This window comes from Pseudarthrobacter sp. BIM B-2242, from assembly GCF_014764445.1.
Taxonomy (GTDB): domain Bacteria; phylum Actinomycetota; class Actinomycetes; order Actinomycetales; family Micrococcaceae; genus Arthrobacter; species Arthrobacter luteus_A.
In genome coordinates this window covers 2,780,671-2,802,252 of the sequence record NZ_CP061721.1, presented here as the reverse complement: position 1 = coordinate 2,802,252, position 21,582 = coordinate 2,780,671, and the positions used below count along the sequence as shown (strand labels likewise).

The window sequence follows — 21,582 nt, the reverse complement described above, 5'->3', positions numbered from 1 at the left end:
GCGTCCAACACAACGATGTGCGGCGGCGAGTCTCCAGATACCGTGGAAAGTAGGGTAGGTTGCCGGGCCTGAGGTCCTCGCCACATGTTCCCCGGATTCGCCTCCGTAAATGTAAATTGTCGGTCCGAGTCAGTACGGTGGACACATGAGTCATGCGGAGTCTGCGTCACCGGCCTTTCAGGCGCAGGCAGTCCACCTGCCGGCCAACCACCTCGTCGACACCGTCCTGCCGGTGCGGCCCGCCCGGGTGGACCGGGGCTCCGTTGAACGTGTCCGGCCCGGGATGGTTGAGGAACTGCTGGCCAGCGGGCAGACGCGGGCGGTTGTCCTGGCCGGGAGGCAGGCCCTTGTGCAGGGAAACCAGCTGTTCCTGCCGGCAGCGTCACACTTGCTCGCCGGTCTCGGAGCCCTGGGTACGGTCCCGAAGCAGGCCATCTATCTGGGCGCGGCGTTGGCTGGCTCGGACCTGCCTGCCGGCACGGAGGTTGTCCTGGTCATCCTGCCCGAGGCCGTTACCCCGGGTACGGCCGGGATCCCGCTGGACGCTGAATGGGCCGGCTTCCGCGATGTCGCTGCTGTCCTGAACCCCACCGATACGGCCCTATTCGTTGAAGCCAGCGCCATCGCCAACTGGCACGCCACCCACACGCACTGTCCCCGCTGCGGTGCCCCCACAGTGGTTGAGGCCGGCGGCTGGGTGCGCCGCTGCCCGCAGGACGATTCAGAACATTATCCTCGGACCGACCCCGCCGTCATTGTCACCGTCGTCGGCCCGGACGGCCGGCTCCTCCTGGGCGGCGGCGGCCCGGTGGATGCGAAGAATTACTCCACGCTGGCCGGATTTGTGGAGCCGGGAGAATCCCTTGAACAGGCCGTCATCCGCGAAATCCATGAGGAAGTGGGCGTCAGGATCACCCGCTGCCAATACCTGGGCTCCCAGTCATGGCCCTTCCCTGCATCTTTGATGCTCGGGTTTTCTGCGGTTACGGAAGACACCGAGGCAACGCCCGACGGCGTGGAAGTCACCCGGGCGCGTTGGTTCACGCGGGAGCAGCTGCAGGATGCCGTACTCGCCGGGGAGATCACCATCTCCAGCCGGTTGTCCATTGCGCGTTCCCTCATCGAGCATTGGTATGGCGGCCGAATCCTGGACCGCAGCGAAACCTGACCCCCGGCCAGGCGGCATCCCTGGCGCTGACAGGCGGCAGTACCACTTACACACCCCACAACCAGAGCAGCAGACGTGACCACAGAGAATCCAGATAGTTCACAGTCCCTCGAGGAACGCATCCTCGGGGGACTTGACGCCGAACAGCGGGAAGTCGCCAGCACCCTGAACGGCCCGCTGTGCGTCCTGGCCGGCGCCGGAACGGGAAAGACCCGCGCCATCACGCACCGGATCGCCTACGGTGTGCACTCCGGCGTCTACAGTCCGCAGCGGCTCCTCGCCGTCACGTTCACCGCCCGCGCCGCCGCGGAAATGCGCAGCAGGCTGCGGGACCTTGGTGCGGGCAACGTGCAGGCCCGCACCTTCCACGCAGCGGCTTTGCGGCAGCTGCAGTTTTTCTGGCCGCAGGCCGTGGGCGGCACGCTGCCCAACCTGCTGGACCACAAAGCACAGATGATCGCCGAAGCGTCCCGCCGGCTGCGGCTCAGCACCGACCGTGCGTCCATCCGCGATCTCGCCTCGGAGATCGAGTGGGCCAAGGTATCCATGCTGACCCCGGCCAATTACCTGGAGAACGCGCAGGGGAGGGGAACCCCCGGCGGTTTCGACCTCACCGCCGTCGCGCGGGTCTTCCAGTCCTACGAGGATGTCAAGACTGACCGCAACGTAATCGACTTCGAGGATGTACTGCTGATTACGGTGGGGATACTGCAGGAGGACCAGAAAGTGGCCGCCACTGTCCGCGAACAGTACCGGCACTTCGTGGTTGATGAGTACCAGGACGTTTCCCCGCTGCAGCAGCGCCTCCTGGAACTGTGGCTTGGCGGCCGGGACGAACTGTGCGTCGTGGGCGACGCCAGCCAGACCATTTACTCCTTTACCGGCGCTTCCCCCAAACACCTGCTCAACTTCAAGGCGCAGTATCCCGACGCCAACGTGGTCAAGCTGATCCGCGATTACCGTTCCACGCCGCAAGTGGTCAAACTGGCCAACGACCTCCTGGCCGCACGGCGCAGCGGCGGCCCGGTGGCCGATTCTGCCTGGGCCACCCCGCTGCAGCTGGTCGCCCAGCGCCCGGCCGGGCCGGTACCGCAGTTCACCGAATGCTCCGATGATGAAGCCGAAGCCGCCACCGTGGCCCTCAAGGTCCGGGAACTGCTCGACGCCGGCACTCCGGCAAGCGAAGTCGCGGTCCTCTTCCGCACCAACGGTCAGTCCGAGGCCTACGAGCAGGCCCTGGCAGCGGCAGGGATCGGATACCAGCTGCGGGGCGGGGAACGGTTCTTCGCGCGAAAGGAAGTGCGCGATGCCATCCTCCAGTTGCGGGCGGCTACCAGGGCCGTGGCTGAATCTGGCACGCCCGAACCGCTGGGCCAGCTGGTGCGGGATATTGTTGCATCCCTCGGCTACACGGAGGCCCCGCCCCATAACGGCGGCGCCCTGCGCGAACGCTGGGAGTCGTTGGCCGCACTGGTGGCACTCGCGGACGAACTGGTCCAGGTCCGGGGCGGGCAATTCGGTCTGGCCGACTTCGTAAATGAACTCCAGGAACGGTCCCTCGCCCAGCACGCCCCCACGGTCCAAGGTGTGACCCTGGCGTCGCTGCACGCAGCGAAAGGCCTGGAATGGGACGCTGTGTTCCTGGTAGGCCTCAGCGAAGGCCTGATGCCCATCTCCTTCGCGGACACTCCCGAAGCCGTGGACGAGGAACGCCGCCTCCTGTATGTGGGAGTCACCCGCGCCCGCGAGCACCTGGCCCTGTCCTGGTCAACGGCCCGGACCCCCGGCGGCCGGGCCAACCGCAAGCCCTCACGCTTCCTTGACGGCCTGCGGCCCAACTCCGTGGCCAGCTCCAGTGTCCGTGGCAAAGGACCGGCTCCGCGCCGCAAAGCTGCCACACCCGCCACCTGCAGGGTCTGCGGGAGCATGCTGGCCAGCGGCGCCGAGCGAAAAGTGGGACGCTGCAACGACTGTCCGCCCAGCTACGAGGAACAGACCTTTGACGCCCTCCGGCAATGGCGCAAGGAAACCGCGCTGGCCGCTGAAGTCCCGGCCTTTGTGGTGTTCACCGATGCAACGCTGACTGCCATCGCGGAGGCTAAACCGTCGTCGCTGGAGGAACTCGCCGCGCTGGCCGGCGTCGGCCCGTCCAAACTCGAACGCTATGGGGAAGAAGTGCTGCGGGTGCTGGTCGAAAGCAGCGTCCTGTGAGCGGCCAGGGCAGCAGGCAGCCGCTGCGGCTGACCACTCCGGGCGGGGCTCCGGTGGAAGTGCGCAGGTCGGCCCGCCGGACCCGGACTGTTGCAGCATTCTGGGAAAACGGGACGGCCGTGGTGGCCATTCCTGCCCGGTTCACGGCGGCCCAGGAATCCGAATGGGTCCACCGCATGCTGGAGAAGCTGCACCGCCAGGGTGAAAAACGCACCGACAAAACACGGAAACAGCCGGCCACCGATTCCGCGCTGGCTTCCCACGCAGCGGATCTTTCAGCCCGGTATTTAGGCGGCAGGGCAGTCCCGACGTCGGTCCGCTGGGTCAGCAACCAGAACTCACGCTGGGGCTCCGCGACGCCGTCGGAAGGAACCATCCGGCTCTCTGACAAACTCCGGCCCATGCCTCAGTGGGTTATCGACTACGTGCTGCTGCACGAGCTCGCCCACCTGCTGGTGGCCAGCCACAACTCCGCGTTTTGGAAGCTGCTGGAAGCCTATCCGGACACCATGCGCGCCAAGGCATTCCTTGAAGGCGTCTCGTTCGCGACGTCCCGGGGCCTTGCCGGCGACGACGGCACCTGTCCAGCCGGCGGCACCGGGCATAGCCACGGCGACGCCGACTAGGATCCCTGGCTAGCCTTTGGGCTTGTCCGCATCACCGGCGTCGGACGAACCAGCGTCGGATGGCCCGTCGCCGGTGTCAGAGGCGCCGGCCTCGGAAGCACCGGCCTTGGAGCCATCGGCGCCGGAACCGGGCTGCGTCGCATCATCCTTCGCCGCGTCATCCTGCGGCGCGTCGAAGCCGCCGCTCAGCAGCTTCTGCAGGGCATCATCCACTTCACTTTCGCTGGCCTCTGCCAGCTGACGGCGCCCGCCGAAGCCCTGCGGGTCATCGAGGTCCGCAGCCGTGGGCAGCAGGTCGGGATGCTGCCAGATGGCATCGCGTCCCTCGATGCCGCGCTCCTCCTTCAGGACGGCCCACAGGGTGGCGGCCTCCCGCAGCCGGCGCGGGCGCAGCTCCAGTCCCACAAGGGAGGAGAACGCGTGTTCGGCCGGGCCGCCGGTGGCGCGGCGGCGCCGGACCGTTTCACGGAGGGCAGCCGCGGAGGGCAGCATCTTCTCCGTGGCGGAAGCGGTGAGCTCATCCACCCAGCCTTCAACGAGGGCAAGGGCGGTCTCGAGCTTTTCGAGGGCCTGCTCCTGGGCGGGCGTCCGCTGCGGCATAAACACGCCCTTGGACAGCGCCTCCTGGATGCCTTCGGGGTTGCTCGGGTCAAGGTCCCGGGCGAGTTCCTCAATGCGCGACGTATCAATGTGGATGCCCCGCGCGTACGCCTCGATGGCGCCGAGCAGGTGGCCGCGCAGCCAGGGAACCTGGACGAACAGGCGGGCATGGGCTGCCTCGCGCACGGCAAGGAACAGGCGGATGTCGTTTTCCGGCAGGCTCAGGCCCTCGCCGAATGCGCTGACATTTGCCGGCAGCAGGGCCATTTCGAGGTCGGCCAGGGGAACACCGATGTCTGTGGAGCTGACTACCTCGGCGGAGAGTGCGCCGATGGCCTGGCCCAGCTGCATGCCGAAGATCGCTCCGCCCATGTTCTGGAGCATGGATGATGCCCCGCCCATCATGGACTTCATCTCTTCGGGCATTTGTTCGGTCATGGCGCTGGAGAGCGCGTTGGCGATGCTGTTGGCAACAGGTTCGGTCAGGCGCTTCCACGTACCGAGGGTGGCTTCGACCCACTCGGCACGGGACCAGGCCCGGCCAATCAGCCCGGTGGCAGGCAGGTCTGTCACGGGGTCCAGCCAGAGTTCAGCGAGCCGGAGGGCTTCGTCCACTTCCCGGGTCTGCAGGGAAGTGACTGACGGGTCGGCGGAGCTGGCGGCAACCCGGCGGGCATTCTCATGCGCGAGCTGCCAGTTGACGGGCCCCTCGGAGGGGGCGCTCATCATGGCCTGGACCTGTGAAAACATCTGTGCCAGGAGGTTGGGGTCGTCCGGCAGGCCGGCTGCTTTCGCCAGTTCGGCGGGGTCGAAGTTCTCCATACCCTTGCCGCCCATCAGGTTCTGCAGCATCTCGGTCAACGGATCCTTGGGCGTGTCATCGCCGTTGGACGGATTGAGTGGGTTGGAGGTCATGGTCCCGCCGATCGTCGGTTTGAGCATTCAACTTCACGGTACCCCGGGCCGCGGCGGCTGTCTGCCGGACAGGGGCGGCGTTCGCTGTAGGCAAAGAGCTGGCCGCGGGCGCCACCGCGTAGTGTTGGTTCAGTGACTACAACCCGTGGCGACCATCCCAACGAGGACCACGCTCCAGAGCTCGACGCCGGCGCAACTTCAGGTGCCGGAGCCCCGGCAGGAGCACCGGCAGGAGCACCGGAGAGAGTTCCTGCCGGGCAATATACTCCGCGGGAGTCCCGGCAGGGGGATCGGCGGGTGTCCGTGATGATGCTGGCCGGAATGCTGGCACTGGGGCTGGGGATCGCGGCAGGCACCATTCCTGTGCCGTACGTTGTGGAGAAGGCCGGACCCACCTTCAACACCCTCGACCGGACCGGGGAGAACCCCGTGATCAGCGTTAAGGGACACGAGACCTATCCCGCCAAAGGCAACCTCGACCTGACCACCGTGTATGTGGAAGGCGGCCCGAACGGCCCGCTCAGCATCCTGGGCGTGTTTGGTGCATGGCTGGACCGGTCCAAATCCGTCTACCCCCAAGAGCTGATTTACCCCACGGGCACCACCAGGGAGCAGGCCGAGGAACAGAGCTCTGTGGCCATGACCACATCCCAGGAGAACGCGGTGGCTTCGGCGCTGCGGGAGCTCGACATCCCCTTCGGCCAGCAACTGCAGGCAGCAGGGCTGACCGATGGGTCGCCGTCGACGGGCAAAATCGAAAACGGCGACATCTTCGAAACGATCAACGGCAAGCCGATCACGTCCCTCGCGGTGGTGCAGGAAGAACTCGCCGCCGGAAAGGGCGCGCCAGTCACACTCGTTGTTCAGCGGGCAGGGGAGTCCGTTAGCCAGACCATCACTCCCATGGACAACGGCGCGGGCCGCTACATCCTCGGCGTCATGCTGAAGTATCTGTTCGACTTTCCGTTCGACGTGACAATTTCCTTGGACAAGGTGGGCGGTCCCAGCGCCGGCTTGATGTTCTCGCTGGGCATTATCGACACCGTCACACCGGGTGACCTGACAGGCGGCAAGCACGTCGCCGGCACCGGGACCATCAATCCCGACGGCATTGTGGGTCCCATTGGCGGCATCCAGCAGAAAATGCAGGGCGCGCGTGCCGGCGGGGCCACACTCTTCCTGGCACCGGCAGAAAACTGTGACGAAGTTCCGGGACACATTCCGGAAGGACTGCAGGTGGTCAAAGTTGAGAATCTCGCCCAGGCGCGCTCCGCCGTCGAACTTGCCGGATCGGGCCAGGACACGGCGGGTTTGCCCGTCTGCACCACCAACTAGACTGAGGCCAGGAACTAAGCTTTACCGCCACTCGTGGCAGATATGACGGACGTTGCCACACGCTTGACCGGTGCCGGACGTCAACCGCACGCACGCTCCGAATGTAAATCTGACGATCAGCTATGAGGTACCGAGTTTGTCCCGTCCCACCAGCCCCATCCCGCCCGGAAGACCCCCATCACGACGAGGGGCCCTGACACCCACCCTGATAGTCGTTGCCCTTGTAGTTGTGGGCTTTATCTTCTTCGCCAATGTGTGGACTGATGTCCTGTGGTACCAGCAGCTCGGTTACTTCGAAGTGTTCGTGACCGAAAACCTCTCCCGGATCCTGATCTTCCTGGCCGGCTTCGCCCTGATGTTCGCCGCTGTCTTCTTTGCCATCCGGATCGCCTACCGCGCCAGGCCCGTCTATGCGCCCGACTCTGAAATGCGTGACAACCTCAACCGGTACCAGGCACAGCTCGAACCGGTCCGCCGAGTCGTTATGGTGGGCCTGCCCATCCTGTTCGGTTTGTTCGCTGGAAGCGCGGCCGCCAGCCAATGGCAGCGGGTCCTGCTGTTCTTCAACCAGGAGCCGTTCGGCGAGAAGGACCCCCTGTTTGACCTGGACATCAGCTTTTATGTGATGACCCTGCCGTTCCTGGGCTTCGTCACGGGATTCCTGATCAGCGTTGTGGTGGTGGCCGGCATCGCCGGAATCCTTACCCACTACCTCTACGGCAGCATCCGCCTGCTGGAACGCGGCGTGTTCACCAGCCGTGCGGCACAGATCCACCTCGCAGTGACCGGCGCAACCTTCCTGATCCTGCTGGGCGTCAACTTCTGGCTGGACCGGTACTCCGCGCTGCAAAGCGACGGCGGCCGCTGGGCGGGTGCGCTGTACACCGACGTCAACGCCGTCATCCCCACCAAGGCGATCCTCGCCGTCGCGGCCGTTTTGGTGGCCATCCTCTTCATCGTTGCGGCGTTCATCGGCCGCTGGCGCCTGCCGGTCATCGGCACCGCCATGCTGATCATCACCTCGATCCTCGCGGGCGGGGTGTACCCGTGGGTCATCCAGCAGTTCCAGGTACGGCCTTCAGAAGAGACCTACGAGCGGGACTTCATCAAGCGCAACATCGATATGACCCGGGCCGCCTACGGCCTCGACCAGATCCAGGTGGACCGCTACGACGCAACAAACACCGCGAACACGGGGGCCCTGGCCCCGGACGCCCAGACCACAGCCAACATCCGGCTCCTGGACCCCAACCTGATCTCGGATGCGTTTTCCCAGCTTGAGCAGTACCGGCCGTACTACCAGTTCCCGGACGCGCTGAACGTGGACCGCTACGAGGTTGACGGCAAGGTCCAGGACACTGTGATCGCCGTACGCGAACTCAACCCGACCAACGTCGCCACGAACCAGCAGGGCTGGCTCAACCAGCACGTTGTCTACACCCACGGCTACGGCGTGGTCGCGGCCAAGGGAAACAAGTTCACTGTCGATGGCAAGCCGGAGTTCCTGCAGTCGGGCATTCCCTCCACGGGCGTCCTGGGCGACGACTCCACGTACCAGCCGCGGATCTACTTCGGCGAGAACTCGCCGGAGTACTCCATTGTGGGCGCGCCGGACGGCGCCACACCCCGCGAGCAGGACAGGCCTTCCGGTAAAGAAGGTGAAGCGGACAACCAGTACACGTTCGAAGGCAACGGCGGTCCGAACGTGGGCAGCTTCTTCAATAAGGTGCTTTACTCCATCAAGTTCCAGTCCTCGGACCTGCTGCTGTCCGATGGCGTGAACGCAGAGTCGCAGATCCTGTACGACCGCAATCCGCGGGAACGCGTGGAGAAGGTCGCACCGTACCTGACAGTGGACGGCAACGCCTACCCGGCGGTTGTGGACGGCCGCGTCAAGTGGATCGTCGACGGATACACCACCTCACAGTTCTACCCCTACTCACAGCAGGAGCAGCTCTCCGCGGCGACTGCCGACTCACAGACCTCCGCAGGGCGGTCTGTCGCCTTGCCTAACAGCTCGGTGAACTACATCAGGAACTCGGTCAAGGCCACCGTGGATGCCTACGACGGTGCGGTGACCTTGTACGCCTGGGATGACCAGGACCCCATCCTGAAGGCATGGCAGAAGGTTTACCCCTCGTCTCTGAAGCCCTACTCGGAGATGTCCGGGGACGTCATGAGCCACGTCCGCTACCCGGAGGATCTTTTCAAGGTCCAGCGTGAACTCCTTGGCCGCTACCACGTCACCGATCCGGGCAGCTTCTACCAGGCAAAGGATGTCTGGAGTGTTCCGAACGATCCCACCGTGGATACCGACGTCAAACAGCCGCCGTTCTACATGTCGCTGCAGATGCCTGACCAGGAGACGCCGGCCTTCCAGCTGACGTCATCGTTCATTCCCCAGATTGTCAACGGCACGGCCCGCAACGTGCTGTACGGCTTCCTGGCGGCTGACTCTGACGCCGGCAATGAGAAGGGCGTGAAAGCCGAAAGTTATGGGCAGCTGCGGCTCCTGCAGATTCCGCCGGAGATCCAGGTTCCCGGTCCGGGCCAGGCCCAGAATAAGTTCAACTCCGATCCCACCGTGTCCCAGGCCCTCAACCTCCTGCGCCAGGGTGCTTCGGAGGTCCTCAACGGCAACCTGCTGACCCTGCCCGTGGGCGGCGGCATCCTGTACGTCCAGCCTGTTTACCTCAAGTCCACGGGTGAGACGTCCTACCCCACGCTGCAGCGTGTGCTGGTTGCCTTCGGTGACAAGGTGGGCTTCGCTCCAACGCTCGACGGCGCGCTGAAGCAACTCTTCGGCGGTGACTCCGGTGCTGCTGCCGGTGACTCGGACAACACCGGCCAGACGCCTCCTGCTCCCGGCGAGACGCCGCCGCCGAGCGCGGGTGCCCAGGCTGACCTCAAGGCGGCACTTGAAGCTGCGAACGCAGCCGTCAAGGCAGGGCAGGCGGCCCTGGCCGCCGGCGACTTTGCCGCCTACGGGGAAGAGCAGAAGAAACTAGCTGCCGCCCTGCAGAAGGCCCTTGATGCCGAGGTGAAGATCCCGGTGGCGGCCCCTGAGACCGCGCCATCGCCGGAGGCAACCCCTTCAGCGGAAGCCACGCCGACGCCTTCGCCTGCAGCGAGTAACTGACGACGGCCCAGCGAGACGCACATCACGCCACCAGGATTTGGCCTCCCGTTCACCGGACGGTAGAGTTGATCTTGCGACGCGGGGTGGAGCAGTTCGGTAGCTCGCTGGGCTCATAACCCAGAGGTCACAGGTTCAAATCCTGTCCCCGCAACTGGTGGAAAGTCCGGATTCTGGAAACAGGATCCGGACTTTCTGGTTTAAGCTGCCACGGTGCCGGAGATGGGGCCGCTGACTGATGGCCGCCGGGGCGGGTGGTAATTGCCTCCGCCAAACTAGGGTAGTGTTGATCTTGCGACGCGGGGTGGAGCAGTTCGGTAGCTCGCTGGGCTCATAACCCAGAGGTCACAGGTTCAAATCCTGTCCCCGCAACCATGTGAAAGACCCCGACCGGCATTACGCCGGCCGGGGTCTTCTTTTGCCCGATTACTGCTGCTTCCTAGTATTCTCGTTCGCAAAGCCATTTGAGCACTGGTCAGTCATTCTCGAGAGGAATGTTGTTCGATGTCCACACCCACGAAGAAGCCCGGTTCTGCGACGGGCAAACGGTCCAGGCTGTACTGGGGTGTGCCGGCCGCTCTTGTGGCCCTGGTGCTTGTGGTGCTCCTGGCCAAGTGGATGACCGGACTCCCGGCTGTGGCCTCGTTCCTGGCTGACTATCCGGGGCATTCGGAACTTCCCGATGGTGCGCCAGTGGGTTTTCCGGCCTGGCTCGCCTGGCAGCACTTCCTGAACGGGTTCTTCCTGCTGCTCATCATCAGGACCGGCTGGCAGGTGCGGACCACCACACGCCCCAGCGGGCACTGGACGCGTAACAACAAGGGCCTGATCAAGACCAAGAACCCGCCCGCCAAAATCACGCTGGAGCTGTGGCTGCACCTGACGCTGGACGCGCTGTGGATCCTCAACGGACTCGTGTTCGTGGTCCTGCTGTTTGCCACCGGCCAGTGGATGCGGATCGTGCCCACCAACTGGGACGTCATCCCCAATGCGCTGTCTGCGGCACTTCAGTACGCTTCGCTGAACTGGCCCACGGACAACGGCTGGGTGAACTACAACGCGCTGCAACTGCTGACGTACTTTGCCACGGTCTTCATCGCCGCCCCGCTGGCGTTCATCTCCGGCATCCGGACGTCCCCGGCCTGGCCCAAGAAGGCACCGGCCCTGAACAAGGCCTATCCCATGGAACTGGCGCGGGCCATCCACTTCCCGGTCATGATCTACTTCGTGGCGTTCATTGTGGTGCACGTGTTCCTCGTCCTGGCTACGGGAGCTTTGCGCAACCTGAACCACATGTACGGGGGCAGTGACGACGCCGGCTGGTTTGGTTTCTGGGTGTTCGTCGCCTCTGTTGCGGTGATGGTGGCGGCCTGGTTCCTGGCGCGCCCACTCTTCCTCCGCCCCATTGCCTCGCTGACGGGCAAAGTCAGCCGCTAACGGCCCGTCCAGGCACTGCGCACGCCTTCGCCTTAGTCCTGCTTCTGGTCCTTGAGCCGCTGGTAGGTGGCCAGCGCGCGCTCTCTGGACTCGGGCAGCCCCACCACGGGCGCGGGGTAGCCCTCCACGTCGGGCTGTTTCCACGGTTCATGGATGGCCTCGCTGTCCAACGGGGCCAGTTCCGGGATGAACTCGCGCAGGTAGCGGCCCTCGGCGTCGAACTTCTTGCTCTGCGTCACCGGGTTAAAGATCCGGAAATAGGGGGACGCGTCGGCGCCTGAGCCCGCCACCCACTGCCAGTTCGCTGGGTTGCTGGCGGCATCGGCGTCCACCAGGGTGTCCCAGAACCACTCTTCCCCGAGCCGCCAATCGGCCAGGAGATTTTTGACCAGGAAGGAAGCCGCGGCCATCCGGACCCGGTTATGCATCCAGCCTGTCTGCCACAGTTGCCGCATCCCGGCGTCCACCAGCGGATATCCGGTCCTGCCCTGTTGCCACGCCGCCAGTTCGCCCGGGGTGGGTTTCTGCCATTCGAAGGCATCGAACTCCGGCCGGTAGTTGCGCGTAGCCAGTTGCGGGTTGACGTACAGAAGCTGCCAGCAGAACTCACGCCAGCCAAGCTCGGACCGGAAAATCCCGATGTCGGGACCCGCCTCCGGCGGGAAGCGGAGACGGATTTCGTGCCAGATGCGGAACGGACTGATCTCGCCGAACCGAAGATGGGGTGAGAGCCTGCTGGTGCCCTCCACTCCGGGCACGTTCCGCCCCGTACCGTAGTCCTCGGCCGGTCCGTCCAGGAAGTCATCCAGCCGCTGGTGCGCGCCGGCTTCCCCGGGCTCCCAGGTCTTTGCCAGGCCGCCGCTCCAGTCCGGTGACACGGGCAGCAGGCTCCAGTCGGCCAACGGCTCACTGACTGCCATTTTCCTGCGGCCCGCCGGAGCGGGGGAGGGCAGGCGCGTCGGCGCATCCAGGGGTTTGCGGGGTTCACCTGCCGCCCCACAGGCGCGCCAGAACGGCGTGAACACCTTGTAGGGCCCACCGCTGCCGGTGGTGATGGTCCACGGCTCGAACAGGAGATTCGCCTGGAAGCTGGTGGCTTCGATGCCGCTCTCCGCAGCCCAGGCCTTGATGTCCGCGTCCAGCGCACGTTCGGGGCCGCCATAGCGGCGGTTCCAGACCAGCTGCCGGGCACCTGTTTCCTCCGCCAGCTCCCGTATGACCTTGGCGGCCGGACCGCGCCTGAGGGTGAGGGCCGAACCGGTTTTTTCCAGATCGGCCGCCAGCGACGTCAGGGAGTGGTGCAGCCACCACCGGACGGCACCGCCGAGGGGCCGGATCCCGTCTGATTCCTCGTCCAGGATGTAGACCACCGTGAGTGGCAGGCCGAGCCCGGCGGCGTGGGAGAGGGCAGGATTATCGTCCAGACGGAGGTCATCACGGAGCCAGACGATGGTCGATGCGACGGAAGAAGCCATGGACTCCACGCTACACACCAACCAGCAGCGCCAGCCGGCAAAGGCCGGAGTTCATGATGAACCCCGGCCTTGACGGCGCCGCCCGCTGATCCAGCGGAGGCCGGTGGCTACAGTTTGTCGAAGTCGGCTTCGTCCACGGTGGACCCGGACCGGATGGAGTCGCCCGAGGCTCCGAGCGCAGGCTTGGCGCCGCCGGACTTCAGGGCTGCCAGGCGAGCTTCGATTTCGGTCTGCTCCCCGAGGTCCTCGAGCTGGTTGAACTGGGCGTCCAGGCTCGACGCAGCAAGTTCCTGCTGGCCGCGGACCTTGGCCTCTTCACGGCGGATCTTCTCTTCGAAGCGGCCAACCTCGCTGGTGGGATCCATGAAGTCGATGCTCTTGATGGCGTCGTGGACCTGGGACTGTGCTGCCGCAGTCTTCGAGCGGGCCACCAGTTCGTTGCGCTTGCTGGTCAGCTCGTTGAGCTTGCCCTTCATCTGGTCCAGGCCGGTCTTGAGCTTGTCCACCACTTCGCGCTGCGAGGCGATGCTGGGCTCTGCGCCCTTGGCCTCGTTCTCAGCGGACATCTGGCGCTGCAGGGCCACCTTGGCGAGGTTGTCGAACTTCTCGGCATCAACGGTGTCGCCGCCGGCACGATACTCGTCCGCCTTGCGCGAGGCGGCCAGGGCCTTGTTGCCCCAGTCCTGTGCGTTCTTGACGTCTTCGCGGTAGTCGTCCTCGAGCATCCGGAGGTTTCCGATGGTCTGGGCAACTGCGGATTCAGCTTCCGCAATGTTGTTCGTGTAGTCCCGGACCATCTGGTCCAGCATCTTCTGCGGATCCTCAGCGTTGTCCAGCAAAGAGTTGATGTTCGCCTTTGCAAGCTGCGCGATCCGGCCGAAAATGGACTGCTTAACCATAGTGTTACCTTTCGTCCTGCTCAGTGGTGGCCACTGAAATCAGTGAACCGTTGTTGTACAGCTTCCTTGCGCCGGCGCGCGGTAGCGTCGGCGCCCCGCCTTCAGCGCTTAGAAGTCACCGCCGCCGCCGGAGTCACCGCCCCAGCCGCCCATGTCTCCGCCGCCGAAACCGCCGCCGTCACCGCCCCAGCCGCCGCCGTCGCTGTGACCGCCGCCCCAACCGCCGCCGCTGCCGCCGTTGAGGATGGAGTTGATCAGGATGCCGCCAAGGATGGCGCCGCCGAGGCCGCCGCCGCCTCCACCCCGTCCGCCGAACATGCCCCCGCCGCCGAAGCCCTGGTTGGCATAACCCCCGAAGTTGTCGACGTCTGCCTGGGCCAGCTGAGCTGCCTGGGCTGCGAGGGCGTGCGCCTGCTGGGCGTAGGTGAGGGCGGTCACGGGATCGTTGCGGGAAATGGACAGTGCGTAGTCCAGATTGCGCTGCGATTCAGCGAGCCGCGTCCGGGCTTCAGTGCCCACTCCGCCACGACGGGCGGTGATGTAATCCGAGGTGGCACTGATCTGTGCCTGGGCCGACATGATGGTCTGCTGCAGGGACGCCTGGGCGCGACGGGCCTGGTCCTGCTGGTTGCGGATGCCGGTAAGGGACTGGTCCAGGGACTGGTGCGCGGTCTCAACCCGCTGCAGGGTGGCGATCGGGTCAATCTTCCCGCCCTGGATTTCTGCCTTGACCTGGCTAAGCGCGGCTTCAACCCCGGCCACCGGGCCGGCGAGTTCGGGATGCTGTCCGGATTGGATCATGGCCTTCGCCTGGGCAAGGTCCTGGGAAGTCTCGACGACGGCCGCCTCCAGACCGCTGCGCGCCTCGTCCAGGCTGGCGGACACCTTGGTGATGGCATCAAGCAGGACGTTGGTCTGATGCAGGCTCTCCTCAGATGCGCGCACGGCAACAGCTGCCAGGCTGCCTTCGCCGGCTGCGAGCTTTTCCTCGGCCGTGGCCGTGGCGTTCTGAACGAATGCCAGTCGTTCCTTGGCCTGGGTGATGTTGTCAGCCACCTGTACCAGGGCGCTGTCGGCATACTTGGCCCGCAACGCCGTCAGTGACTGTTCGGCGCTGGTGATCTTGGCGTCGGCCTCGCGTGCTCCGGCACTGACAGTGGCCAGGGCCTGCGGGGCGTTCTTTTCGAGTTCACGCAGGGAATCAAAGTCTGCTTTTTGCTCCTGGAGCGAGCCGAGCGCTGCCTCGGAGCGGCGGATGATCTCGCCGTACCAGCTGCGTTGCTGCTCCTCAGTATCCGGGATGTGGTCATCGAGCTGCTGTTGAAGTTTGAAGGATTCGGTCATGTGGGCTTTTGCCTCGGCCAAAGCCTTGGTGAAGTTCCCTACAGCGGCGTCACCGTACTGTGCCTCTGCGAAGCCGAGTTCCTGTTCGCTGGATTTGATGGCGTCGTCGGCTTCGATGATGAGCGATCCGCTCTTGCGCCGGAGTTCCTCGATGCTCAGTGATGCCAGCGGATCGAGCTCCGCGCCCTGGGGACCGTAGCTGGCGCTGGATGCCTGGGCGGCCTTCTTGCGTTTGTTTCGGAAGTAGAGATACGCGCCGGCTCCACCGGCGGCCGCAATGCCCGTTCCAACCAGGATGGCTGCGCCGGCGCCGTCACCGGAGGGAACGGTTCCGCTCCCGCCGCCTGCTGCATCGCCAATGGCGGCGGCTGCGTCAACGGCTGCCTGTGCCCAGTCGCCGGCGCGGAGCTGTGGGTCCACCGCGCTCGACAGGATCTTGTCCCGCTGCGCGTTGGTGATTTTGCTGTTGCCGGGTTTGCTGAGCTGGTACTTCCTGGACTCGGTCGCAACCGCAAGAACCAGGGCGTTCTGCCCCAGTTTGGCATTCGTTGCCACTTCGGCGGCCCACTCCGCGGGAACATCCGGATTGGTGAAGGTCTTAACATAGACCACGTGCAATGTCATCGCGTGGTCTGTGCCCAACTTCTTGATTGCTGACTCAACCTCGGCTTTGTCGCCGCCAAGGACTCCGGCCTTGTCGACAATCTTTGTCACCGGGTCCAGCGCGACAGGATCCTCCGCAAAAGCCGCGCCGGCAGGAACCGCGAGCAAACCGGTCAGGCCGATTACGGCGAGGATACGCTTGAACTTTGACCGCATGTGCAACCCTTCAGCACGCTTGACACCTATTCGGGACGAATGAGCGTCTCAGAATGCAGCAGCGCCCCCACGCATTGGTGTAAAGCCGCAGGTCGCTGTGGCATTTCCTTTTGATTCTATGGTGCACCCGGCAGTGCGTCCATTGGGGGGAATATGCCACCAGCGAAACCTCCGGCCGGCCGGGAAAGCGGCACAAACACCGCTCTCAGGAACCTCTCAGCGAACGCACGCCCCAGTTCCAGTCAGACGGTACATAGTTAATGCAGACGAGGATGAAAGGAAGTCACATGACTGAGAACCCAACCCCGGGTGCAGCGCCTGGAAACCGGGAGCCGGACGAGAACCGGAATCCGGCCCGGACCCCTGCGGAGGACCGCAGCGACGCTGGCGGTCACTCCTATCCGACCGAGCGGTTGGACCGTCCCGGGCCAACTGAAAACCCTACGCAGGAACTGCCCGGGGCACCCCGTCCGGTTTATCCTCCCCGCGAACCCTTCTACGGCCAGCAGTCCCAAAACCAGCAGTCCCAGAACCAACAGGACCAGAACCCGTACGGCCAGTCCACCAGCGGACACCAATACGCCCAGCCCGGCGCGCACCCAGCGCTTCCCGGCAGCTATTCGGGCCAGTACAACTCAAACCAATACAACAACGCCACCCCCAACCCGGCTGACGCCCCGCGGCGGAAGGCCGCGTTCGGCGTCGGCACCCTCGTGGCAAGCATCCTCGCTGCCGGCCTCGTCGGCGGCGGGGTGGGGGCGGTGGCGACGGGCGGCATGTTCGACAACGGGTCCCCGGCGGCGGTCAGCAGCAACAGCCAGCCCGGCACGGTCATCGTCAACAACCAGGATGACGTCAATGCCATCACGGCTGCCGCACTGAAGGCCACCCCCAGCGTGGTGACCATCAGCGCCTCCAGTGGCGGTTCCGGCGGGACGGGCTCCGGCATCGTCCTGGACAAGGAAGGGCATATCCTGACCAACACCCATGTGGTGACGCTCGACGGCCAGAGCGCAAACGCCGCCCTGGAGGTCCGCACCAGCACTGGCAAGGTCCTCAAGGCCACTCTCGTGGGCACGGACCCGCTCTCTGACCTGGCGGTCATCAAGGTGGACGACACTTCCGGACTCACCCCGGCCGCCCTGGGCGATTCCGGCAAGCTCAATGTGGGTGACACGGCCATCGCCATCGGCTCCCCGCTGGGCCTCACCGGCACTGTCACGGACGGCATTGTCTCCACGCTGAACCGGACCATCAGCGTGGCATCCGCGGCGGCCCCCAAGGACGGCGACGAGTCCCAGGACGACGAAGGCGGCTTTAAGTTCGCGCCCCCGGGCGGCGAACAGGGTCAAAGCACGTCGGGACAGGGCTCCATTTCCATCAACGTGATCCAGACCGATGCTGCCATCAACCCGGGTAACTCCGGCGGTGCACTGGTCAACACCGACGGCGAAATCATCGGCGTGAATGTGGCCATCGCATCCGCCGGCTCCGATTCCTCATCCAGCGGAAACATCGGCGTGGGCTTCAGCATCCCGATCAACCACGCCAAGCGTGTTGCCCAGGAGATCATCGATACCGGCAAGGCCTCGCACGGCCAGCTTGGCGTCAGCGTCAGGGATAAGGCGTCCGGGAGTTCGTCCTCCAACTTCTCGGTAGGAGCGGACGTGGCCACGGTGGAGGCCAACTCGGCGGCTGCCAAGGCCGGCATCAAGGTGGGCGATGTAATCACCAAGTTCAACGACCTGGTCATCAGCGAGTCCAACCAGCTGACGGCAGCAGTCCGTGAACAGGCCGGCGGCTCAACCGCCAAGCTCACTGTCCTGCGCAACGGCCAGGAGCAGACGGTTGACGTTACGCTCGGCACTGCGGCGGACCAATAGGCAGTACGGCACGAAGCAACAACGACGGCGGCGCTCCGGTGAGCGCCGCCGTCGTCCGTTGCCCGCTGACCCCGACAGGCAAACGCAGTGACACAGGCGTTAACGGGGCGGCAACGGAACACGGCTATATGGTTAGCTAGGATCTACCCGTACCCCGGGCGTTCCGAGGCCATGACCCCATCCGGCTGGCTGTCCACAAGCATGGAAGGCTGCTGTAAACACAGTGGAAGAGACATTGAAGATCATCGTCCTGGTCAAGCATGTACCGGACGCGCAGTTCGACCGTCACCTCAACGGGGAGGGCTACACCACGGACCGCGATGAAAGCATCCTTTCGGAGCTGGACGAATACGCGCTGGAGGCAGCCCTGCAACTGGCAGAAGCCCGTGGCGGCGCCAAGGCCGGCAATCAGGTCATCGCGCTGAGCATGGGCCCGTCCGGCGCGGTCAACGCGGTCAAGAAGTCGCTCCAGATGGGCGCCACCGAAGGCGTGCACCTCACGGACGCGGCGCTGGCCGGTTCAGACGCTGCCGCCACGTCACTGGCGCTCGCCGCCGCTATCCGCCACCTCGGCGCGGTAGACCTTGTCCTCACCGGCATGGCCTCCACCGACGGCGAAACCTCGCTGGTGCCGGCGCAACTGGCTGAGCGCCTCGGCCTCCCGCAGGTCACCTTCGCGTCATCGCTGACGGTCGACGGCGGACGGCTCACCGCGCGCCGTGACGCGGACACCTTCTCGGAAACCGTCGAGGCGCCCCTGCCGGCTGTCGTCTCCGTGACCGACCAGATCAACGAGCCGCGCTACCCGAACTTCAAGGGCATCATCGCGGCCAAGCGCAAGAGCATCACCACGCTGTCTCTGGCAGACATCGGGGTTGATCCTGCGCAGGTGGGCCACCCCGGATCGTGGACCACCGTGACGTCCGCGGCCGAGCGCCCGCCGCGCACCGCCGGCACCATCATCACCGACGAAGGCGACGCCGGCATTAAGCTCGTCGACTTCCTGGCCGCCCAGAAGCTGCTCTAAGAGGGATCACAGACATGGCTAACGTACTTGTATTCATTGACAACCCCGGGGACGCGCTCAAGAAGAGCAGCCTGGAACTGCTGACGGTAGGCCGCGCCCTGGGCGAAACCGCCGTCGCCGTCAACGGCGACCTGAACCCCGCTGTTTTGGCCGCCTTCGCCGACTACGGTGTCAGTGCCGTCTTCCAGCCCTCCGCTGCAGACCTGGATGACTATCTCGTGGCGCCCAAGGCGGCCTACCTCGCGGCTGCCGTCGGCGCTGCCGGTGCCTCCACCGTGCTCCTCGACAATTCACCGGAAGGCAAGGAAATCGCGGCACGTCTCGGCATCAGGCTCAGCGCCGGCGTCATCACCGACGTTGTCGCGGTCGACGCCGACGGCACAGCACATAAGTCGGTCCTCGCCGGGTCCTACACCACAGCTGCCAAGGCTGTAACGCCCGTTTCCGTGCTGACCCTGAAGGCCAACAGCGTTACCCCCGAGCCGGCCTCGGCACCGAGTGCCCCCTCGACAAGCACCGTTGAGGTGCCCGCCGACGGCACAGCAGCGGCAGCACGCATCACAGCCCGCGAGCAGAAAGTGGCCAGCGGCCGCCCGGACCTCACCGACGCCCGGATCGTTGTGGCCGGCGGACGCGGCCTCGACGGCGACTTCGGCCCGGTGGAAGAACTCGCAGATGCCTTGGGTGCTGCCGTGGGCGCCTCGCGCGCAGCCACCGACGCCGGCTGGATCAGCCACGATGCACAGGTGGGTCAGACCGGCAAGACCGTGTCCCCGCAGCTCTACATCTCTGCCGGCATCTCCGGTGCCATCCAGCAGAAGGCCGGGATGCAGACAGCGAAGGTCATTGTTGCCGTCAACAAGGACGCCGAGTCCCCGGTCTTCGAGATCGCCGACTTCGGCATCATCGGGGACCTTTTCGACGTCCTGCCCCAGGCCACGGAAGAGATCAAGAAGCGCAAAGGCTGATTGTGGCTGAATCCGCTGCCTCTGCACAGAGCCCGTTCAACCCGGCCACACACCGGATTGAGCGGGTGCTCTGTTTTGCCGCCCATCCCGACGACATTGACTTCGCTGCCGCCGGCACCATCGCCGCCTGGACAGCCGCAGGCGTCCACGTCAGCTACTGCATCATGACCGACGGCGACGCCGGCGGATTCGATCCGGCGCACCGCGCCGAAATCATCACCTTGAGGGCTGCCGAGCAGCGCCGGGCAGCCGAGCTGGTGGGCGTCAGCGACATCCATTACCTGCATGAACGCGACGGCTACCTCGAACCGACGCACGAAGTGATCAAAAGCGTGGTGAAGCTCATCCGGGAAGTCCGTCCCGACGTCGTGCTTGCCATGCATCCGGAGCGGAACTGGAACCGTATCCAGAAGAGTCACCCGGATCACCTGGCAGTGGGCGAGGCCGTGACCCGGGCCGTGTATCCCGCAGTGGAAAACCCGTTCGCCTACCCTGAACTGGCCGACGCAGGACTGGCTGCGTACAAGCTGCCCTGGCTGTGGCTGTACGCCGGTCCGGATGCGCGGGAGAACCACTTTGTAGACGTCACGGACCATGTGGCTGCGAAGCTTGACGCCATCCACGTACACGTCAGCCAGCATCCCGACGTTGCGGCCATGGAGGTGGCGGTCCGGAAGGGGATGCTGGCCAACGCGGGGCGTGCAGGGCTGGCGGAGGGCCGCAGCGCCGAAGCGTTCCACGTGGTTGCGGTCAACAGTCCGGAGACCATCGCGGGTTTTTAGGGAGTAGCTGTCCAGATAATGAAGCCTGAAACTTCATTATCTGGACAAAAACCCCGGGGAAACCCGGGATCCTCAGGCACCCAGCGGCGCGGCTGCGACGATGGGGAAGGTCGGGGCAGCTGAGCCACCCACCGGCTCCACGGTGATTCCCAGGGATGCAGCCGACGCGATCCCCTTCACCACGGCCGGCTTGGACAGCGCGGCCTCATCCATCAGGCCCTGCGAGACAGGTGCCGAGCCGTCTTTCGGGATCAGCCACATCTGGTAGACCTTGCCCGACGGCGGGGCGGGGACGTCATTCATCTTGACTACAAGCGCATCCTTGGAGGACGAGATCAGGACCGTTGCCGTTCCGCCTGCCGCCACGGGGACTGTCGCTTCCTGGACGTCCTCGGCCCGGACCACCTGGTTCAGGGGGTCGTTCTGATCGGCAACGTAGCTGCCGACGGCCACGCCACCGAGCGCGATCACGGCAGCCGCAGCGGCTGCGGCGAGCCAGCGGCGTGCGCCGGCAGGCCGGCGTCGTGCCTGCCCGCCTTGTTCACGGCGAAGCCTCGCAGCCGAGAGCTCATCCGGTGCTACTGCCTGCTGCCGGACGGCCGGAGCGGCTGCGGGAGCGGAAACAGGCACCGCAGAACCGTCAGCAGGGAGCTGCGCGAGGGCGGGCAACTGCGACACGATGCGTGCAAACAGATCCGCGGGAGGTTCCTCCTCTGCGGTAAACGACATGGCCAGGGTTTCCCGGGCCTGGCGCACCCGCTCCAGGAAGATATTCCGCTCAGCCTCCGGGGCAGCGGAGATGTAGCGGTCAATGGCGGCGCGTTCGTCGTCGGTCACCGCGTCCAGGGCATAGAGCTCGGCCAGGTCCACGGCCCGCCCTGAATCCAGGTCGGCAGCGATTTCGAGGCCGAAGGACCCGGGCCGGCGGGCGCCTCCGGGGCTGTTCATTTCAGTCAT

15 protein-coding genes and 2 tRNA genes are annotated in these 21,582 nt (G+C 65.2%); 12 read left to right on the top strand and 5 right to left on the bottom strand.

What is annotated here, in order from left to right:
* The first annotated feature begins 145 nt into the window (after window positions 1-145).
* The 3 genes from nudC (at window position 146) to IDT60_RS23570 (ending at window position 4,005) form a co-directional block, all read left to right on the top strand.
* The gene (nudC, locus tag IDT60_RS12835) at window positions 146-1,168 is read left to right on the top strand and encodes an NAD(+) diphosphatase (protein ID WP_191079341.1); all 1,023 of its coding nucleotides are present in this window, start codon (window positions 146-148) and stop codon (window positions 1,166-1,168) included.
* A 75-nt stretch (window positions 1,169-1,243) separates the two neighbouring features.
* Window positions 1,244-3,379 carry an ATP-dependent DNA helicase UvrD2 gene (locus IDT60_RS12830; RefSeq protein WP_191079340.1) on the top strand — a complete coding sequence of 712 codons (2,136 nt, stop codon included), beginning with the start codon at window positions 1,244-1,246 and terminating at the stop codon, window positions 3,377-3,379.
* Window positions 3,376-4,005, top strand: a complete 630-nt coding sequence (locus IDT60_RS23570) for a M48 family metallopeptidase (RefSeq protein ID WP_191079339.1) — start codon at window positions 3,376-3,378, stop codon at window positions 4,003-4,005. The genes IDT60_RS12830 and IDT60_RS23570 overlap by 4 nt, the downstream gene beginning before the upstream one ends.
* A 9-nt stretch (window positions 4,006-4,014) precedes the next feature.
* Here IDT60_RS23570 and IDT60_RS12820 read toward each other — a convergent pair whose 3' ends face one another.
* Window positions 4,015-5,520, bottom strand: coding sequence for a zinc-dependent metalloprotease (locus IDT60_RS12820; protein ID WP_223883979.1), 1,506 nt, complete (start codon window positions 5,518-5,520; stop codon window positions 4,015-4,017).
* A gap of 306 nt (window positions 5,521-5,826) precedes the next feature.
* Between IDT60_RS12820 and IDT60_RS12815 the strand changes: the two genes are divergently transcribed.
* The 5 genes from IDT60_RS12815 to IDT60_RS12795 all read left to right on the top strand — a co-directional run bounded on the left by IDT60_RS12815 (window position 5,827) and on the right by IDT60_RS12795 (window position 11,428).
* On the top strand, window positions 5,827-6,855 hold the full coding sequence (locus IDT60_RS12815) for a PDZ domain-containing protein (protein ID WP_191081945.1): 1,029 nt from the start codon (window positions 5,827-5,829) through the stop codon (window positions 6,853-6,855).
* Window positions 6,856-7,012: 157 nt separating this feature from the next.
* Entirely contained in the window at window positions 7,013-9,994 is a 2,982-nt protein-coding gene (locus IDT60_RS12810; protein ID WP_370590751.1) for a UPF0182 family protein, read from the top strand.
* Window positions 9,995-10,071: 77 nt separating this feature from the next.
* Window positions 10,072-10,145 (top strand) — tRNA-Met (locus tag IDT60_RS12805).
* 144 nt (window positions 10,146-10,289) lie between these two features.
* Window positions 10,290-10,366 (top strand) — tRNA-Met (locus IDT60_RS12800).
* 129 nt (window positions 10,367-10,495) lie between these two features.
* A complete protein-coding gene (locus IDT60_RS12795; RefSeq protein WP_191079338.1) occupies window positions 10,496-11,428 on the top strand; it encodes a cytochrome b/b6 domain-containing protein in 933 nt (310 codons plus the stop codon).
* A gap of 32 nt (window positions 11,429-11,460) precedes the next feature.
* Here the strand turns inward: IDT60_RS12795 and IDT60_RS12790 are convergent, their stop codons facing one another.
* From IDT60_RS12790 to IDT60_RS12780, 3 genes are all read right to left on the bottom strand, one after another.
* Window positions 11,461-12,903: a deoxyribodipyrimidine photo-lyase gene (locus IDT60_RS12790; RefSeq protein WP_191079337.1), complete on the bottom strand. Its 1,443-nt coding sequence runs from the start codon at window positions 12,901-12,903 to the stop codon at window positions 11,461-11,463.
* A 107-nt stretch (window positions 12,904-13,010) separates the two neighbouring features.
* Entirely contained in the window at window positions 13,011-13,802 is a 792-nt protein-coding gene (locus tag IDT60_RS12785) for a PspA/IM30 family protein (RefSeq protein ID WP_191079336.1), read from the bottom strand.
* Between the two features lie 108 nt (window positions 13,803-13,910).
* Entirely contained in the window at window positions 13,911-15,965 is a 2,055-nt protein-coding gene (locus IDT60_RS12780; protein ID WP_164198807.1) for a TPM domain-containing protein, read from the bottom strand.
* Window positions 15,966-16,252: 287 nt separating this feature from the next.
* On the opposite strand from IDT60_RS12780, the gene IDT60_RS12775 reads away from it, so the two are divergent.
* The 4 genes from IDT60_RS12775 (at window position 16,253) to IDT60_RS12760 (ending at window position 20,625) form a co-directional block, all read left to right on the top strand.
* Entirely contained in the window at window positions 16,253-17,848 is a 1,596-nt protein-coding gene (locus tag IDT60_RS12775) for a S1C family serine protease (protein WP_191079335.1), read from the top strand.
* Between the two features lie 235 nt (window positions 17,849-18,083).
* The gene (locus IDT60_RS12770; protein ID WP_191079334.1) at window positions 18,084-18,875 is read left to right on the top strand and encodes an electron transfer flavoprotein subunit beta/FixA family protein; all 792 of its coding nucleotides are present in this window, start codon (window positions 18,084-18,086) and stop codon (window positions 18,873-18,875) included.
* Window positions 18,876-18,889: 14 nt separating this feature from the next.
* Window positions 18,890-19,843, top strand: a complete 954-nt coding sequence (locus IDT60_RS12765) for an electron transfer flavoprotein subunit alpha/FixB family protein (RefSeq protein WP_164198809.1) — start codon at window positions 18,890-18,892, stop codon at window positions 19,841-19,843.
* Window positions 19,844-19,845: 2 nt separating this feature from the next.
* Window positions 19,846-20,625, top strand: a complete 780-nt coding sequence (locus tag IDT60_RS12760; RefSeq protein ID WP_191079333.1) for a PIG-L deacetylase family protein — start codon at window positions 19,846-19,848, stop codon at window positions 20,623-20,625.
* A gap of 72 nt (window positions 20,626-20,697) precedes the next feature.
* Here the strand turns inward: IDT60_RS12760 and IDT60_RS12755 are convergent, their stop codons facing one another.
* The gene (locus tag IDT60_RS12755) at window positions 20,698-21,582 is read right to left on the bottom strand and encodes an anti-sigma factor domain-containing protein (protein ID WP_191079332.1); all 885 of its coding nucleotides are present in this window, start codon (window positions 21,580-21,582) and stop codon (window positions 20,698-20,700) included.